Genomic DNA, 15,894 nt, shown 5'->3' on the forward strand with positions numbered 1-15,894 from the left:
GTCACGGTCCGCTCGTTCCGTTACCCGACGGTAACATTAAACGAATGATTTCACAGTACAAAACCGCATTCTGAAAACCCAGCCCCACCAGTTTCACACACCAAATAATTCTGTTATTTCTGCGAAAAGTTATTCAAAAACCGGCATTTGTAGGGTTTTTTACATTCTTGCCAGCCAGCCGCCCAACGCATAGACTCGCAAAGAGCAGTAAGGCAGTACCCCATTTTCTATTTTTATTACAACAACCGCTCGGAGACAGCCCCAATGCGTCTGCCCCTCACCTTGCTGGCCGCCCTTGTGTTGGCCCATGGCGCCCACGCGCAAAGCACGCAAACCAAAACCCCACCTCCCAAGATCGAGAAAAAAACCGGCCTGGTGGACGTCAGCAACGAATACTGGCCAACACCCGGCGCATACCCCGTGCCCCAAGTGCCCTACCGGCACACCCTGCGCTCGGTGAGCCTGGACGACCTGGCCAACCGCAATATCTTGCCGCTGGGCGTGTACAACGGCACACCGCAGTTAAATGCCAACAAGGAGTGGTACGAGAAAAACTTCTACGCCACCCTGGCCGCTAAAAAGGTGTGGAACCCTGGCACCAGCCCCAAGACCCACGAATTTCAAGGCCCCATCACCTGGAAATACGAGCCCATTCCCCAACTGCCGCCCCCCCCTTGCAACCAGCCCCAACCCACGGGCTACGATGCGGAAGGCTGCCGTTATGTAAACACTCTGTTTAAAGACGTGGAGGCCAAAGACCCCGCCCGCGCCCAACAACTGCGCGAGCAAGTGCGCCGCGGCCGCGACGTGTGGTTCAAAGGCACCTTTGGCAACCAGGACGAGCCTTACCTGCACTTTGCACGCGTGGCTGGCGGACAGGACAAAATTTTCTACCCCTGGCTGGACACCCGCGAACGCAAGCACCGCTTTACAAAATACGGTCTGATCAACGACCCGGATTGCACCGAGGGCGATGCCAGCACCAACTACTGGGACAAATGCCCCGACCCGCACAGCAGTGGCGTGTTGGGTTACCGCAAGTACTACGCCGACCCCACCAAAGATGAAAAAACCGGCAAAGTGGTGTTTGACCCCAAAACCAGCCCCTACACCAAGGGCGAGCTGGAGAAAAACCTGCGCTACGTGGTGGGCCACCCCTGCGTGCAGTGCCACGTGGGCTTTGACCCCACCAACCCACCCAAAGACCCCAACAAACCCCGCTGGGAAAACCTGTCTGCCACCATCGGCAACCAGCACATTGTTCAGCCCTTGATGTTCTTCCAGGGCACCGACCACGACGCCGTGGTGCGCCAAGTGTTGAAAGCGGGCCGCCCAGGCACCATCGACACCTCGTTGGTGGCCAACGACTTCCAGAACAACCCCGGCACACAAAACAACATCATGGACTTTCAAAACCGTCGCGTGTTTGAACACGTGATGAAAGACCCCGTGACCGGCGAAATCAAAAAAGGCCTCACCCAAAACGTGTTGAAAGGTGGCGAAGACTCGGTGGGCGACCGCCTGGCCCTGATCCGCGTGTACGTCAACATCGGCATGTGCACCGAAGAATGCTGGACCCCCAACTTCCCCACCCCGGGCAAGCTGTTTGGCGAGCGTTCAAAGCAAAGCCCCTTCAGCATCAAGCAGTGCGCAGCCGAGTGCGAACCCTGGAACTACGCCGACGCCAAAATGCACGACCTGGCGGCCTTCCTGATCACCGGCGGCCCCACCTACCTGGGCAAGTCGGCCGAGGTGGACAACACCCCGGGCCTGAAGTACGTCGACCTGGGCAAAGTGCCCCAGGGCCGCAAAGTGTTTGCGCGTGAATGTGCAAGCTGCCACTCCTCCAAGGTGGCGCCCGAGAACATTCGCCGTGACAAGGCTGCGCTGGAGCGCTTCTACGAGGGCCATGTGTTTGGTTCAGAAGATTTTTGGCAGTACGAATTCACCAAAGAAGAGCGTGAGTCTGTGAAGTTTGTCACCCAGTACATGGCCAAAGACAAAGACGGCAAATTGCGACCCAAACAGTTCGCCAAAGATGGCGTATTTGGTCAAGACTGGTTGGGCAACGACGAGCCTGTGCCTTTCCATGAAATTGGCACCAACATGTGCCGCGCCCTGCACGACAACCACAACGAAGGCCACATTTGGGAAGAGTTCTCCTCTGAGACCTACAAGCAGCGCAAGAGCCCAGGCAAAGTGGATGTCACGCTGAACCAAATGGTGCCCGGCTTGGGCGGCATGAAGATCGGCGAGCGCGAAATCAAAGGCGGCCCTGGCTACCTGCGCAACATCAGCCTGTTGTCGGTGTGGGCCACCGCCCCCTTTCTGCACAACAACGCCATTGGCGAAATGCCTGTACTCAAAGATGGTTCACCCGATGTCACCGTGGCTGGGCGCGTCAAAGCCTTCGAGCAAGCCTTTGAAGAGCTGATGATGAGCGACGACCCCAAGGTGAAGCCTTCTCGCCCACAAAAAATCTCCAAGACCGACACCGACATCTGGTTGGCCTTGCAGGAAGACCAAGGTGGCCTGATCAAGCTGCCCGTGAGCAAAGGCACGCCCATTGGCAAGTTCACCAGCAGTGACCCGCACCGCCCTGTGACACAAAAGTGTGACGACTTGGTAGAAAACAAAGGTCACCAGTTTGGTGTGAGCTTAAGCAAAGAGGACAAACACGCCCTGCGTGAATTCCTCAAGCTGATGTAACTGGAGGCGGCACGGGCCATGGTCGGCAAAGCAGGCAAGTTGGGTAGCAAAGCAAGGTTGTTCAAAGGTGTGGCCCTGGTGCTGGCGGTGGCTGCCGCTGGCACCTGGCTCAGCCAGCGCGAAGACAGCAGCGCCAGCGTCACTGCGCTGGCCAAAGAGGCCCAGGGCAGCCTGGCTCAAGCCGAAGGCCTGGCCCTAAGCCGCGCCGTGCTTAGCGACGAAGACCTGCCCCCCGCGGGCACCCGCAGTCTGTTTGACCACTTCGCCGCCCAACAGGGTGGCGTGCCCTACCCCTTCCCCAAACTGGTCGAAGCACTCACCCAACTGCACCCCGAAGGCCAGCCACCCGTGCTGGTCATGCTGCCGCATGGGCGCTCCCTGTTAAAAGGCCAAAGCGACAACACCCGCCCGCGCGTGCTCTTGGCCACGGACTTTCAGGCCCCCAACACCCCAGCCAATTTGGGTGTGAACATGCGGGGCCAATTGTTTTTGGGCTTTGTAGAAAATGCCAACGAAATTGAAGTGCTTAGCTACAACGAAGCAGCCGGGCGCTTTGAATTCCAATTGGTTCAAGATTATTCCGCAACGGGCGCGCGCAAACTGGTGTATGCCCGCCGCGCCATTTGTCTCACCTGCCACCAAGGGGGTGCACCCATATTCTCGCAGCGCCCTTGGGAAGAAACCAACGCCGCCACTGGCACCGCGGAAGCCATGCTTCGCGAACGCACAGCCGCCGGGCTGGACCCCCACCAATACCTGGGCCTGGACACCACCGCCCCGCTGGCCGCACCCGAGCGCTTTGACGAACTCACCGACGTGGGCAACTTTTTTGCCAGCACCCAACACCTGTGGCTGGATGGTTGCGGCGACCCCGCCACCCTGGGCGATGGCGCCCGCGATTGCCGGCGCACCATGCTCAAACTGGCCTTGCAGTACAAAGCCAAGCCGGGCGACTTTAAAGAAGAAGGCCCGCTGGTGGAGCAACTGCGCACCCTGCAAACCCAAAGCCTGGGGCAGCGCACCATACCTGTGGCCGAAAGCGACATCCCCAACCGCAACCCCGTGCTGGAACAACAAGGCCTCAAAGGCTGGTGGCACCAACTGACCCGCGGGCGCATTGAACTGGGCGATGGTGCAAAAAACAACGAAGACCTGGAAGCCTTTGACGCATTGCCCAAGCTGCCGCGCGAGCTTGACCCCCTCACCCCCCGCGCCCCCAAACGTGTTTTGAATGCTCAACACATTGATGGCGCTTACGGCTTGGCCAGCCTGCTGACCGAGGCCGACATCGACACCCTGCTGCAGGCTCACCAAGGCAGCCTGCCCAGGCTAATGGGCGCCGTAGACCGCCTGCCCACCGACCTGCTGGGCGCACGCCCCTTTGAACGCGCCAAAACCGTTCAAGCCCTGCTGGGGGCCGCCAACCCCGTGGGCTATGTGTGGACCGACACCAAAGACATGTCGCCCCCCTTGTTCAGCGGCGTGCCGCCCCTGGAACTTAGCGCCAACTCGCCCCTGCAACCGTTTGAGACCTATTGCTTTAGCTGTCACCGCGGCAACCCTGCCAAAAAACTGAACTTCATGGGCGCAGCCACCGAAGACGAAGTGCTGGCGCAAATCCGGGAGAAAGTTGAAATTCGTGATGCGCTGGACTGGCAACGCTACGTCGGCACCGACAAAGACAACATCGTGATGCCCCCGCAAGACTCCAAGCAATATGCGATGATGCAAGAAGCGCTAAAACACAACCCGCAATTGCTGGACGACATGCGCAAGCAAGTGCCCAGCCTGTTTGGATTTTAAAACCATGCCACGCACCCAACCCATTTTGCTTGGCCTGCTCGGCCTGCTCGCCAGCGGTACCGCTCTGGCCCAACCGCTGTACGCCAACTACTACAAACAGCAATACGGCTACACACCCGCCTGCATGGCCTGCCACACCGATGGCGGAGGCTCCAAGCTCAACACCTTTGGTGAACAATTCAAAAGCGCTGGCTCCACACCGGGTAGCTTGACGGCCATCGCCGGCAAAGACGCCGATGGCGATGGTGCCAGCAACGGCGACGAAGCCACCGCAAAATCCAACCCCGGCAGCAAAACCAGCACCCCGCAAAACAAAGGCGATTGGCTGGACATCGCCAGCCTCATTCCCAAAGAAATTCAGCGTGCTTTCCCCGGCGTAAAAGAATACCTGCCACGCGATGCATTTTTAACACCGCAAGACATTGAACGCGCCAAAGGCATGGGCGCCACCCTGGGCAAAGCCGACGACAACACCCTGTACGTGGCCCTGCAAGACCGCAAGCCTGTGGGCGTGGGCATTGTGTTTCAGGCCGAGTACCAAGGCAAACCCTTTTTCTTGCTGCTCACCACCGACCGGCAACTGAACATCACCCAAGTGGCACCGCTGAACACCCGGCAAGTGAAGGCCGCCAGCGACCCCAGCCTGTACAACAGCTACAAAGGCATGGCCTTGGACAAACTGCCCCCAGGCCAAGGCAGCGACCTGCAAGCCGCCATTGCACAAGCGGTTAAAAAAGCGGGCACCCTGGTGTATGTGCGGCTTAAGAACGCCTAAACGCCCCACCGCCCAGGCCACCGATCATGCAAGAGCAAGCCCCCGCCCAAGACGACTTTAATTTTTTTAGCGACGCCCCCGTGAGCGCAGAGGCCGTGGTGGTGCTGCCACCCGAGGCGCCCCTGTGGATCAGCGTGGGCGGGCCCGTGGCCCTGGTGCTGTTTGGCGTGCTGCTGCTTTACATCACCAAGTGGCTCATCCCCTTTGAAAAGCACACGGTAGACATCAACCTGCGCAACTTCCCGCCCGCCGCCAAACGGGGCATGGCCCTGGCCGTGGTGCTGTTTGGTGTGGCCTTTGCGTTTGGTGCTTCGCAAATTGCCTACCAAATGCAGTTTTTCGACAACTCGGCCCAGTACATTGCCAGCATGTCCACGGCCAAGCTCATCGTGATGACCCACGCCCACCTGTTTGGCTTCACCACCGCATTCTTTATTGTGGGCATCCCGTTTTCCATGCAGTTCAACCACATCCGCCTGTACCAGTGGGTGTTCCCCATTGGGCTGGTGGCCTGCCTGGTCGACGTCATGAGCTGGTGGGGCATTAAATTTGTGCACCATTCCTTTGAATGGGTCAGCATGCTGTGCGCCCTCTTGTTCTCGGGCTCTTACCTGTGGATGCTCATCGGCTTGCTTCGCACCCTGCTCTTCCCAGAGGTCATTTGGGCCAGCGACAAAGACAAAGGCGAACGCCTGCAAAAAATCAAAGCCAAAAAAACAGCCAGCAAAGAATTCAAAAAATTCTTTAGTTAAAGCACCACGCTGTTGTGTTCAACTGTACAAACACGTGAAACGCATCTGGTAGAAACCGCCAATCTGCCCGATAATCCCGCCATGCAAACCAACGCCTTTCGCGTGCTGTCGCTCATCCCGCCGATGACGCAGCTCAACACGCCATACCCCAGCACCGCCTACCTCACCGGGTTTTTGCGCCAGCATGGCGTACACGCCGTGCAGGCCGACATTGCACTGCAACTGGTGCTTACCCTGTTTTCCAGCGCGGGCCTCAATGCCATGGCCGATGAAATTGAACAGCACGAGGAGGTCACCGAGCGGGTGGCGCTGTTCATGGATCAGTTTGAACGCTACCAAGCCACCATTGAACCCACCTTGCGGTTTTTGCAAGGCAAAGACCCCACCCTGGCCCACCGCATCAACAGCCGCAACTACCTGCCCGAGGGCCCGCGCTTTGAGTCCCTGGCCGTGTACGTGGACGAGGAAGGCGGCGACCCGCTGGCCTGGGCCTTTGGCACGCTTGGCCTGCAAGACCGGGCCCGCCACCTGGCCACCCTGTACCTCAACGACCTGGCCGATGTGGTTAAAGACGCCATCGACCCCCGGTTCGAATTTGTGCGCTACGCCGAGCAACTGGCGGGCAGCCAGCCCACCTTCGACCCCCTTGCCAACGCATTGGCAGAACCACACACGCTGGTCGACGACATTTACACCGACCTCACCCTGCAAGCCATACAAACCCACCAACCCAATTTGGTGTTGTTGTCGGTGCCCTTTCCGGGCGCAGTGTATGCAGCCCTGCGCATGGGCCAAACCATCAAGGCCCACCACCCCGAGGTGCGTATTGGCTTGGGCGGCGGCTACGCCAACACCGAGCTGCGCGAGTTGGGCGAGCCCCGCATTTTTGATTTTGTCGATTTCATTACCCTGGACGCTGGCGAGCGCCCCCTGCTGGCATTGATCGAACACCTGCAAGGCAAACGCAGCGTGCAGCGCTTGGTGCGCTGCTTTACGCGCAACGCGAAGGGCCAGGTGCAATACAACAACTGGCAAGAGCCCGATGTGCCCTTTGGCGAAGTGGGCACCCCCACTTGGGACGGCCTGCCCCTGAACGACTACCTCAGCGTGCTGGACATGCTCAACCCCATGCACCGCCTGTGGAGCGATGGGCGCTGGAACAAGCTGACCGTGGCGCACGGCTGTTACTGGAAAAAATGCAGCTTCTGCGATGTCAGCCTGGACTACATTGCCCGTTACGAAGGCACCACCGCCAAAGTGCTGGTCGACCGCATTGAAGCCATTGTCAACGAAACCGGGCAAACAGGTTTTCACTTTGTGGACGAAGCCGCCCCGCCCAAGGCGCTCAAGGCCCTGGCCATGGAACTGATTGAGCGCAACATGTCCATTTCGTGGTGGGGCAATATCCGGTTCGAAAAATCCTTCACTCCAGAGCTTTGCCAACTGCTGGCCCAAAGCGGCTGCATTGCCATCAGCGGCGGGCTGGAAGTGGCCTCCGACCGCTTGCTCCAACTCATGAAAAAGGGCGTGTCGGTGGAGCAAGTGGCGCGCGTCACCAAAGGTTTTGCCGACGCTGGCGTGCTGGTGCATGCCTACCTCATGTATGGCTTTCCCACCCAAACCGTGCAAGACACCGTGGACGCCCTTGAATACGTGCGCCAGCTGTTTGAAGCTGGCTGCATACAAAGCGGTTACTTCCACCGCTTTGCCTGCACCGTGCATTCGCCGGTGGGCAAAAACCCGCAAGAGTATGGCGTGGAGTTGCTGCCCATGCCACCAGGCAATTTTGCCAAAAACGACGTGGGCTTTTACGACCCCACTGGCGTGGACCACGACACCTTGGGCGTGGCGCTCAACAAGGCCCTGTACAACTACATGCACGGCATCGGCCTGGAGCAGAACGTGCGCAGTTGGTTTGAACACAAAGTGCCACGGCCCACCGTACCCAGGGACTTTATAGCCAGGGCTTTGGGCTGACGCAGCTCATTTGACTATCATAGATATTGTTTTATATGCTATAAAAACAAATCTATGAGGTATATCAATGCCAAAAAAATCCATGCCCGCCATGGCCGTACCGGCCGGGGTACACGATCTGATCATGACCTGGGGGCAGGCCGTACGGGCGCACAGGCTGCTGCAAAGGCTCACAACTGCCCAACTTGCGTCGAGGGTGGGGGTTTCGCTGCCCACCCTTAGCCGCATTGAAAAAGGCGACCCCGCCGTTGCAGTGGGCAGTTACCTAAGCGCCCTATTTGCCTTGGGCCTGCAATCCACCGCCACACCGGCTCTTCCACCCGAGTTATGGCAAGCACCTTCCAAGCAACGAACACGGCCAAGTCGCCAAGAATCGGGGGATGACCTTGGCTATTTCTAGCACCGAGGGCCGCCGCCCGCTATACGTGTACATGCAAGTGCCAAGCACTGACACTTGGCTCACCGTGGGCGCCTATTGGAAAGACAGGGAGAATGCAACGGGGCGCTTCAAATACGCTCCAAGCTACGAGGCAGCGGGCCACCCATGGGCCATCGACCCAATCAACCTGGCGCGTCAACAAGCGCCGGGGCATGTGTACACCTGCAACCGCTACCAAGGCCTGCACGATGTGCTGCGAGATGCTTGCCCCGACGCCTGGGGCCAGGCGGTGCTGCGCAAATTGCATGGCTTGCCCTCCAACGCGCCGATGCTGGCTTACCTCAAAGCCGCCAGCAACGCAGACCGCTGGGGTGCTTTGGCCGTAGGTAGCACCGCCAAGCCCAGCATCGCCGCACTTGCCACCCCAAAATTGCCCAAGTTACAAGCGGTGGTCATTGAATTGCAGGCCATGGCAGCACGCAAACCGGCAGTGGACCCAGCACTGCGAGCGCGCCTGCAGCAAACACCCAGCCTGGGCGGAGCCCGCCCCAAAGCCACTGTACAAGACCATCATGGGCAGTACTGGCTAGTCAAACCCTTGGTCGCCAACGACACCGCCAACATCCCCATGCTCGAGCACTTTGCTCAAAGTTGGGGGCTTGAATGTGGCATGCGGTTTGCAAAAACGGTTTATCACGAACCCGGGGATGGGCATGCTGCGGTCCGGGTGCTTCGATTCGACCGCCACAAATCCCGAAGAACGCTTTGCATTAGCGCTGCCAGCTTGCTACAGGTGGAGTTTCCGGGCGGCACCATTCCTCCAGCAGTGCCCAGCTACCCGCGCTTGGCCGGTCAATTGAGGTTGATTGGCGCACCCGCCGAAGATGGCATAGAGTTGTTTGAGCGAATGGTATTCAATGCGCTTTGCGGCAACGACGACGACCACCCGCGCAACCACGCCGCAATTTACGACCCAGAGGCCCACCGCTGGCGCCTTGCCCCAGCCTTTGATGTGGTGCCAAACCCCGACACCACACCAACACACCTAGCCATGGGCCTCAGTTTGAACAGTTCACAAATTTCCGCAAACAACCTGTTACAACATGCCCTGCAATTTGGCTTCGAAAGCAACGCCCACGCTCTAAAACACCTGCACAGCTTTGTGGACAGAGTGAAAGCGGGTTTTGAAGCCACACAACACTTGCTAGAGCACTCGATGGCACAGATGATGAAAGAAAGACTCACTCAAACCAGCCGTGCGCTAACCCAAAAAATCTAAACGCTGGCACTGGCGGTATTACTTACACCCTGTAAACAAATGCCGCCACCATGCCAAGCCCAGCCTCACCCCATTTTTATCAACGCCTCACATGGGCCACGCTGGCTGCATTGGCCACAGGCGCCTTGGCCGCCTGTTTGGGCGGTGGCGGGGGCAGCAACAGCAGCGGCAGCACAGGCCGGGTAGACGCGCAGCAAAGCCGCCTGGCCAACACCCGCTATGCGCCGGCCAACCAATGCATGGTGCTTGAGCATGCACAAAGCGGTAAAGCAGTGCTCAACAACAATGGTCGCTGGCAAGCCACCGCCGACAACACCTCGCAAGGCAGCCCCCTGTTTTTTAAACCTTCGGCCCTGGGCGAATACCTGCTGTACACGCCCGATGAACAACTGCTGACCAGCACCAACAACGTGGGCACCACCCCCTTGGCCAATGCCGACCCATTGGCGTTGTGGACGCTTAAAGTAGAAGGCGACAGCACCGTCTACCCCGCGCTGCCTGCGGCGGGGCAGCCTGCCACGCCACAAGCCATCGATGCCTACCGACGCTTTAAAGACCCCTTGGTGAGGGGCGAGCGAGTGGTGCTTGCCAACAGCAACGGCCAGTTTTTAAGCGTGGGCCCACAAGGGCAACTCACCATGGGCACCCAGCCCAGTGCGTTCCGCCTGCGCCCAAGCAGTGGCACGGCATGTGCCACATTCCCCGAAGCACAAAGCAATGTGGAAGGCGACACCTTTGCCGGCCCGGCCCTGGCGGGTTTTGCAGACACCCACCTGCACGCCACCTCCACCACATTTTTGGGTGGCGCAAAACCCGGCACACCTTTCCACAAATTTGGCGTGGTGCATGCACTGCACGACTGCGACCGCGACCACGGCCCCACAGGGCAGCGCGATGTGGTGGGCAGCCTGTTCACCGGCGATGTGGATGGCCACAGCACCCAGGGCTGGCCGCTGTTTACCGACTGGCCCTCGCGCACAGCCACCACCCACGAAGCCACTTACTGGAAATGGATTGAACGCGCCTGGAAAGCCGGCCTTCGCCTCACGGTGAACTTTGCCGTGGACAACCAAACCCTGTGCGAAATTCAACGCAATGTGGCAGGGCAACCCACGCGCGACTGCAACGAAATGCAAAGCGCCCGCCAACAAATTAATGTGGCATGGGCCATGCAAGATTATATCGACGCCCAATACGGTGGCCCCGGCCAGGGGTGGTGGCGCATTGTGACCACACCCGCGCAAGCGCGCGAGGTGATTGCCCAAGGCAAGCTGGCCGTGCTGCTGGGGGTTGAAATTTCTAACCTGCTGAACTGCACCGTGCATTACAACCCAGCCAACCGGCAAGAGGGCTTTGAAGAAACCACGGGCGGGCCCACCGGCCAGTTTTACGGTTGCGCCATGACCGAAACCGGCGCGCCGCACGAAATCCTCACGCAACTGCAAGAGCTGAAGGCCTTGGGCGTGAGCAACCTGTTTACCATCCACGAATTTGACAACGCCTTTGGTGGCAGCGACATTTTTGAAGGCCTGGTGCTTAACCTGGGCACCCGAGAAAACTCTGGTGGCGTGGACACCATCACCAAAAACCTGGGCATGGGTGCAGGCAGTGGCGCACAAGCCCCCGCCCTGGCCGCGCTGGAACCCAATGGCCTGCCCACCGGCGAATTTTGGACCACCCACACCTGCCCCAGCATCGACGACCCCGAGGTGGGCACCGTGTTCCCTGCCCTTGGGGCCGAGATGACCAACCTTGGCCCGCCACCACCCGCCTGCCAATACACGGGGCGTGGTGGCCGCCCCGGCGGCACCACCGCCTGCTACCCGGCTGGCCCCCAATGCAATGCCCGCACCCTCACCCCCATCGGCCTGTACACCTTTGGCAAGGTGATGGAACTGGGTTTCAATTTTGAAATCGACCACCTGGGCTACACGCTCAAAAACCAGTTGCTCGACTTGTCGGCCGCGCAAAGCCCCAACTACCCCACCATATCGGGCCACGGCTTCAGCGGCCTGTCGCTCACCCAAGCCAAACGCATTTTTGCCACGGGTGGCTTGGTGTACCCCACCTACAACGACACCGCCGACTTTATAAAACTATGGAAAATTTTGCGTGCCGCGTGGCGCAACAGCGGCAGCCCCCACCCCTTTGTGATGGGTTTTGGCAGCGACACCAACGGCCTGTCGCCGCAAGCCGCACCGCGAGCCACCATTGAGCCCGGCAAAGAAATCAATTACCCCTTCACCCTGTTCAAAGGCCAAGGTTTTGATCAACAAGCCGCCTTTGCCAAGGCCCAACCACTGGCCTTCGACCAGCCCGGCAGCAAAGCGCCCAATGGCCAGGGCCGCACCTGGCACGTGGACATCGACGGCAACGCTCACTACGGCATGGCCGCCGACAGCATTGCCGAACTGCAACTGGAAGCACCACCTGAACTGTTGGCCGATTTGTATGGCTCAGCACTGGGTTATGTGCAGTTTTGGGAACGCACCGAAGCGGCTTCACGCGCAGTTGCAAAAAATGGTTTGAAGGTGCCGCAGGGCCTGCTGCGGGCGGCGCCTCGTGATTGATTACAATCATGAAAACACAGGAGACAAACCATGCCCATCTGGTTCGACCTCGACAAGGTCAACGACGAATCGTATTTCAACACCGCCCCCATCCGCTTTGAATACACCATGCACCTCGACGCCAGCGCCGACGAAGTGTGGGAAGGCCTAACCGCCAACAAGCCGTTGTTGTGGTGCACCGCCTTGAATGGCCGCTACACCAGCAAACGCCCCTTTGGCGTGGGCACCACTCGCGACATGAATGCCAGCTTGGGTTTGATTCGCTTGAAAGAGCGATTTTTTGAATGGGACGAAGAGCAACGCCGCCACGCCTTTTATGTTGAAAAGGCCAACTCCCCGGCATTCAAACAATTTGCGGAGCTCTATGAAGTAACGCCGCACGAACAGGGCTGCATCTTTGTGTGGAAGTTTGCCATGACCCCCCGCAAAGGTTTGGGCCTGCCCCTAAAGCTGGCCAGCCCCGCTGCCAAAAAAGTGTTGTTTGACGGTTTTATACGCGACACCGTTCGGCATTTTGGGACAGTGAAATAAGCCCCCAAGGCAGGGGCCCTAGCCCCTGTTTTAGGCCAACGCCGCATCCCGATGCAACTCGTCAATTTGATCGTTCAGCGTGCACCAGTCGTAAATAATGCCCACGCCAAACAGGCCCACGGTCAGCAAATACAGCAAGCCCGTGATCCATTTGCGTTGGTAAAACCGGTGCACGCCAAAAATACCCAAGAACGTGAGCAACACCCAAGCCACGTTGTAGTTGATTGGCCCGGTTAAAAAGCGGCGGTCTGCGCTTTTGTCCATGCCCGGAATTAAAAAAAGATCGACAATCCAGCCAATTAAAAACAGTCCCGCTGTAAAAAACCAGATGATGCCCGAGATGGGTCGGCCGTAATAAAAACGGTGCGCTCCCATGAATCCCAAAATCCAGAGAATGTAGCCAATCACAATGCTGTGGCTGTTGGTGGTCTGGTTCATGTGCACACTCACTAAAAATATAACGGTGGTTACACCTTAACACAGCCAAGCAGCGGCTAAAGCTCACCCACCTTGCCGCGCATGGCCTTCACCTGCGAGCGCTGGGCCTTGCCTTCCAAGCGCCGCTTAACCGAGCCCAAGGTGGGTCGTGTGGGCTTGCGCACCCTCACAGGCTTGGCCACCTCGGCCACCAATTGGTTTAATCGTGCCAAGGCCTCGGCCCGGTTGGCATGCTGGCTGCGGGAGTTTTGCGCCTTAATCACAATCACCCCGTCGCTGTTCACACGCCGGTCTTTCAGCGCCAACAATTTGGCTTGCACTTCTTCGGGCAACACCGATTGCCGAACATCAAAGCGCAAATGCACCGCGCTAGACACCTTGTTCACATGTTGCCCGCCCGCACCCTGGGCGCGGATGGCAAAAAACTCAACATCGGCCTCGGTCAGTGTGGGGGGTTTGTAATGCATGGGACGGTAAAGTGAATTTTGATAAATAGGTGGGCGGGAAAAACTGAACGGATTTGCCTATTCTCACCCTACTTGTATTTTTGCTAGCTTGTTGCCTTCATCCACGCGTTGATGGCTTTATATGGCGACAATCCAGTTTCTCAATGTTTCAAAAGATCTTCAATATGTTTCCGAATATACGAAAGCTGTTTTGTTAGAGATTATGCGCAGTGCTGAGGTACCCTCGATATTGATCACCAGCACTGCACGCACACCAGCAGATCAAGCGAGAATCATGTATGAAAACATCGAACGCTTTGGCCCAGATCAACAGAAATTGCTATATAACAAATACGGCGATATGGTGATTGATGAATATCTCAAGTACAAGGGGAAGAATCACCCCCGGCAATTCATCATCTCTAAGATGCAGGCAAAAATCATCACCCTTGACCCATCCAAGGTATCAAACCACATCGCAGATATTAACAAGCTGAATGTTGTTGATATTGCACCCTCCAGTATCCAGCCCGGCTCAAGACCCCGATTTTTGGAGGCAATTAAGTCAAGCAGCAAGGTATCAAAATATATCGCACCCCCGCTGGACCCCGCATACCATTTGGAAATCCCTCAGCCAAACAAATCATGATGAATACAAGATGGATTAAAACAGTCGCAATTTCTGTTCTGTTTCTGACCACACACGCATTGGCTGAACCCACATTGCCCTGCACCTTTGAAAACAGCGGTGTGAATCTACGCAGTTTCAAAACCTCAAAATATGTCAGTGGATTCACAGAAATCAAGCGCAAGAAAGATTACAGTGGGAGTCTGAACAAGATCGGTGGGTTTTATCTTGAGCTTTTTGCTTGCGTACACCATGGCGCAAAAATAACGGTTCTGCTAGGCCCAGAAATTAACCCATCGCATCTGAAAAAAGTGTTAAGTGTCCTACCCAACCTTCTGTTCCCCGAAGCTCACAGCAAGCAAGTGCAAAATGCTCTTTTGGCCATTCCCCAAGAAACTCTCTTTGAACGAACACACCTGAACCAACTTGCCCTGAGTCTTGGCCTAAGCGATGCGAGTATCCAATTGCTCAATGCCGAAGGCATGCACGTGTTAGTGTTTGAGTTTTACGGCGGATAAGCACAAGCATGGAACCCAATGGACTAGAAAATCGCGTGACCGTGCTGGTGGACTGCGACAACACCACACCCAAAAAATATGGCCACTCGGGCTTTCTGGAGATGGTGCAAACCTACCCGGAGCTGAGCACACGCAAAGACGGTGGTGGTCATTGGGTCACGCTGAAAAAAATCCAGAGGAGCGCACCAATTGAGTAGACAGAACATGACAAGCGCCCACATTTTTCAAACCAGCGAGTTGGAGGCTGTGCCCGTTGAGTCCACAGCCCACGCCCCATGGGACCACCTGCCCCAGTTTGTTGGAAAGCTCACCGTGCAGCCCGCCCACCTGGATGAGTTTGGCCACACCAACAACACCATTTACCTGGCCTGGATGCAAGCCGTGGCCGCGCTGCATTCCAGGCACCTGGGCCTAACCTTTGAAGACTATGTGGCGCTGGGGTACGGGTGTGTGGCACGCCAACACCACATGCTGTACAAACAGCCCACCTACCAGGGCGACACCCTGTGGCTGGGCACCTGGATTAGCCAAAACGACGGCAAAGCTGACATGGTTCGCCAATACCAATTTGTGCGTGAAAGCGACCTGGCCACAGTGATGCAAGGGCACACGCAGTGGGTGTGCATCGACATGAAAACCGGCCGACCCAAAAGGCAGCCGCCGAAGTTTGTGGACTGCTACCGCGCCGTGCAAGCGGGCTGAACACCATGTGCGGCCGATATGTGCTTGAAGGCCCGGTGTCGCGATTAACGGCGTATTTTGATGCGCGCTACACCGAAGACGAGGGCCTGTTTAAAAACAGCTACAACATTGCCCCCACCACCCCAGTGCCTGTGGTGCGCATCAATCGCGAAGGCGAGCGCGTGATTCTTAACCACCTGTGGGGGCTTATCCCACGCTGGGCCAAAGACAAAACCATCAGCGCAAAACTGAACAACGCGCGTGGCGAAACTGTGCATGAGAAGCCGTCTTTCCGCACCGCGTTCAAAAAGTTTAGGTGCCTCATCCCCGCCAGCGGCTACTACGAATGGCAAACACCGCCCGAAGGCAGCAGCCTTCGCAAACAACCCTTTTACATTCACCCCGAAC

The 15,894-nt window shown here is 57.6% G+C and carries 16 protein-coding genes; 14 read left to right on the forward strand and 2 right to left on the reverse strand.

Features of this window, described 5'->3' with window-relative positions:
- Positions 1 to 264 precede the first annotated feature (264 nt).
- The 9 genes from ACEQU8_RS06710 (at position 265) to ACEQU8_RS06750 (ending at position 12,775) form a co-directional block, all read left to right on the forward strand.
- On the forward strand, positions 265 to 2,709 hold the full coding sequence (locus ACEQU8_RS06710) for a hypothetical protein (RefSeq protein WP_370262445.1): 2,445 nt from the start codon (positions 265 to 267) through the stop codon (positions 2,707 to 2,709).
- 18 nt (positions 2,710 to 2,727) lie between these two features.
- Positions 2,728 to 4,512 carry a hypothetical protein gene (locus ACEQU8_RS06715; protein WP_370262447.1) on the forward strand — a complete coding sequence of 595 codons (1,785 nt, stop codon included), beginning with the start codon at positions 2,728 to 2,730 and terminating at the stop codon, positions 4,510 to 4,512.
- 4 nt (positions 4,513 to 4,516) lie between these two features.
- Positions 4,517 to 5,287 (forward strand): hypothetical protein, encoded by a 771-nt coding sequence (locus tag ACEQU8_RS06720; protein WP_370262448.1) that lies wholly within the window; start codon positions 4,517 to 4,519, stop codon positions 5,285 to 5,287.
- Positions 5,288 to 5,313: 26 nt separating this feature from the next.
- Positions 5,314 to 6,039 (forward strand): hypothetical protein, encoded by a 726-nt coding sequence (locus ACEQU8_RS06725; protein ID WP_370262449.1) that lies wholly within the window; start codon positions 5,314 to 5,316, stop codon positions 6,037 to 6,039.
- An 81-nt stretch (positions 6,040 to 6,120) separates the two neighbouring features.
- Positions 6,121 to 8,016 carry a radical SAM protein gene (locus ACEQU8_RS06730; protein ID WP_370262451.1) on the forward strand — a complete coding sequence of 632 codons (1,896 nt, stop codon included), beginning with the start codon at positions 6,121 to 6,123 and terminating at the stop codon, positions 8,014 to 8,016.
- A 67-nt stretch (positions 8,017 to 8,083) separates the two neighbouring features.
- Positions 8,084 to 8,416, forward strand: a complete 333-nt coding sequence (locus ACEQU8_RS06735) for a helix-turn-helix transcriptional regulator (RefSeq protein WP_370262452.1) — start codon at positions 8,084 to 8,086, stop codon at positions 8,414 to 8,416.
- A complete protein-coding gene (locus tag ACEQU8_RS06740; RefSeq protein WP_370262453.1) occupies positions 8,397 to 9,674 on the forward strand; it encodes a type II toxin-antitoxin system HipA family toxin in 1,278 nt (425 codons plus the stop codon). Before ACEQU8_RS06735 ends, ACEQU8_RS06740 begins: the two co-directional genes overlap by 20 nt.
- A 50-nt stretch (positions 9,675 to 9,724) precedes the next feature.
- A complete protein-coding gene (locus tag ACEQU8_RS06745) occupies positions 9,725 to 12,244 on the forward strand; it encodes a hypothetical protein (protein ID WP_370262455.1) in 2,520 nt (839 codons plus the stop codon).
- A 30-nt stretch (positions 12,245 to 12,274) separates the two neighbouring features.
- Positions 12,275 to 12,775, forward strand: a complete 501-nt coding sequence (locus tag ACEQU8_RS06750) for an SRPBCC family protein (protein WP_370262456.1) — start codon at positions 12,275 to 12,277, stop codon at positions 12,773 to 12,775.
- A gap of 30 nt (positions 12,776 to 12,805) precedes the next feature.
- Here the strand turns inward: ACEQU8_RS06750 and ACEQU8_RS06755 are convergent, their stop codons facing one another.
- Positions 12,806 to 13,213 (reverse strand): NINE protein, encoded by a 408-nt coding sequence (locus ACEQU8_RS06755; RefSeq protein WP_370262458.1) that lies wholly within the window; start codon positions 13,211 to 13,213, stop codon positions 12,806 to 12,808.
- A gap of 56 nt (positions 13,214 to 13,269) precedes the next feature.
- The gene (gene arfB / locus ACEQU8_RS06760; protein WP_370262459.1) at positions 13,270 to 13,680 is read right to left on the reverse strand and encodes an alternative ribosome rescue aminoacyl-tRNA hydrolase ArfB; all 411 of its coding nucleotides are present in this window, start codon (positions 13,678 to 13,680) and stop codon (positions 13,270 to 13,272) included.
- 121 nt (positions 13,681 to 13,801) lie between these two features.
- On the opposite strand from arfB, the gene ACEQU8_RS06765 reads away from it, so the two are divergent.
- The 5 genes from ACEQU8_RS06765 to ACEQU8_RS06785 all read left to right on the forward strand — a co-directional run.
- The gene (locus tag ACEQU8_RS06765) at positions 13,802 to 14,308 is read left to right on the forward strand and encodes a hypothetical protein (RefSeq protein ID WP_370262461.1); all 507 of its coding nucleotides are present in this window, start codon (positions 13,802 to 13,804) and stop codon (positions 14,306 to 14,308) included.
- Positions 14,305 to 14,805 carry a hypothetical protein gene (locus ACEQU8_RS06770; protein WP_370262462.1) on the forward strand — a complete coding sequence of 167 codons (501 nt, stop codon included), beginning with the start codon at positions 14,305 to 14,307 and terminating at the stop codon, positions 14,803 to 14,805. Before ACEQU8_RS06765 ends, ACEQU8_RS06770 begins: the two co-directional genes overlap by 4 nt.
- Before the next feature lie 8 nt (positions 14,806 to 14,813).
- A complete protein-coding gene (locus tag ACEQU8_RS06775; RefSeq protein ID WP_370262464.1) occupies positions 14,814 to 15,002 on the forward strand; it encodes a hypothetical protein in 189 nt (62 codons plus the stop codon).
- Positions 15,003 to 15,009: 7 nt separating this feature from the next.
- Positions 15,010 to 15,507 carry an acyl-CoA thioesterase gene (locus ACEQU8_RS06780; RefSeq protein ID WP_370262466.1) on the forward strand — a complete coding sequence of 166 codons (498 nt, stop codon included), beginning with the start codon at positions 15,010 to 15,012 and terminating at the stop codon, positions 15,505 to 15,507.
- A 5-nt stretch (positions 15,508 to 15,512) separates the two neighbouring features.
- The coding region (locus ACEQU8_RS06785; protein WP_370262467.1) for an SOS response-associated peptidase at positions 15,513 to 15,894 on the forward strand (382 nt) is incomplete at its 3' end.

Origin of the sequence: Limnobacter sp. (assembly GCF_964228395.1) — a bacterium.
In the GTDB taxonomy this organism is placed as follows: Bacteria; Pseudomonadota; Gammaproteobacteria; order Burkholderiales; family Burkholderiaceae_B; genus Limnobacter.

What these genes read in the sequence shown, in the direction of transcription:
- ACEQU8_RS06710 (WP_370262445.1), top strand. Translation starts at nt 265, where the DNA reads ATGCGTCTGCCCCTCACCTTGCTGGCCGCCCTTGTGTTGGCCCATGGC.
- arfB (WP_370262459.1), bottom strand. Translation starts at nt 13,680, where the DNA reads ATGCATTACAAACCCCCCACACTGACCGAGGCCGATGTTGAGTTTTTT.
- ACEQU8_RS06775 (WP_370262464.1), top strand. Translation starts at nt 14,814, where the DNA reads ATGGAACCCAATGGACTAGAAAATCGCGTGACCGTGCTGGTGGACTGC.
- ACEQU8_RS06770 (WP_370262462.1), top strand. Translation starts at nt 14,305, where the DNA reads ATGATGAATACAAGATGGATTAAAACAGTCGCAATTTCTGTTCTGTTT.
- ACEQU8_RS06780 (WP_370262466.1), top strand. Translation starts at nt 15,010, where the DNA reads ATGACAAGCGCCCACATTTTTCAAACCAGCGAGTTGGAGGCTGTGCCC.
- ACEQU8_RS06725 (WP_370262449.1), top strand. Translation starts at nt 5,314, where the DNA reads ATGCAAGAGCAAGCCCCCGCCCAAGACGACTTTAATTTTTTTAGCGAC.
- ACEQU8_RS06745 (WP_370262455.1), top strand. Translation starts at nt 9,725, where the DNA reads ATGCCAAGCCCAGCCTCACCCCATTTTTATCAACGCCTCACATGGGCC.
- ACEQU8_RS06750 (WP_370262456.1), top strand. Translation starts at nt 12,275, where the DNA reads ATGCCCATCTGGTTCGACCTCGACAAGGTCAACGACGAATCGTATTTC.
- ACEQU8_RS06740 (WP_370262453.1), top strand. Translation starts at nt 8,397, where the DNA reads ATGACCTTGGCTATTTCTAGCACCGAGGGCCGCCGCCCGCTATACGTG.
- ACEQU8_RS06755 (WP_370262458.1), bottom strand. Translation starts at nt 13,213, where the DNA reads ATGAACCAGACCACCAACAGCCACAGCATTGTGATTGGCTACATTCTC.
- ACEQU8_RS06765 (WP_370262461.1), top strand. Translation starts at nt 13,802, where the DNA reads ATGGCGACAATCCAGTTTCTCAATGTTTCAAAAGATCTTCAATATGTT.
- ACEQU8_RS06715 (WP_370262447.1), top strand. Translation starts at nt 2,728, where the DNA reads ATGGTCGGCAAAGCAGGCAAGTTGGGTAGCAAAGCAAGGTTGTTCAAA.
- ACEQU8_RS06735 (WP_370262452.1), top strand. Translation starts at nt 8,084, where the DNA reads ATGCCAAAAAAATCCATGCCCGCCATGGCCGTACCGGCCGGGGTACAC.
- ACEQU8_RS06720 (WP_370262448.1), top strand. Translation starts at nt 4,517, where the DNA reads ATGCCACGCACCCAACCCATTTTGCTTGGCCTGCTCGGCCTGCTCGCC.
- ACEQU8_RS06730 (WP_370262451.1), top strand. Translation starts at nt 6,121, where the DNA reads ATGCAAACCAACGCCTTTCGCGTGCTGTCGCTCATCCCGCCGATGACG.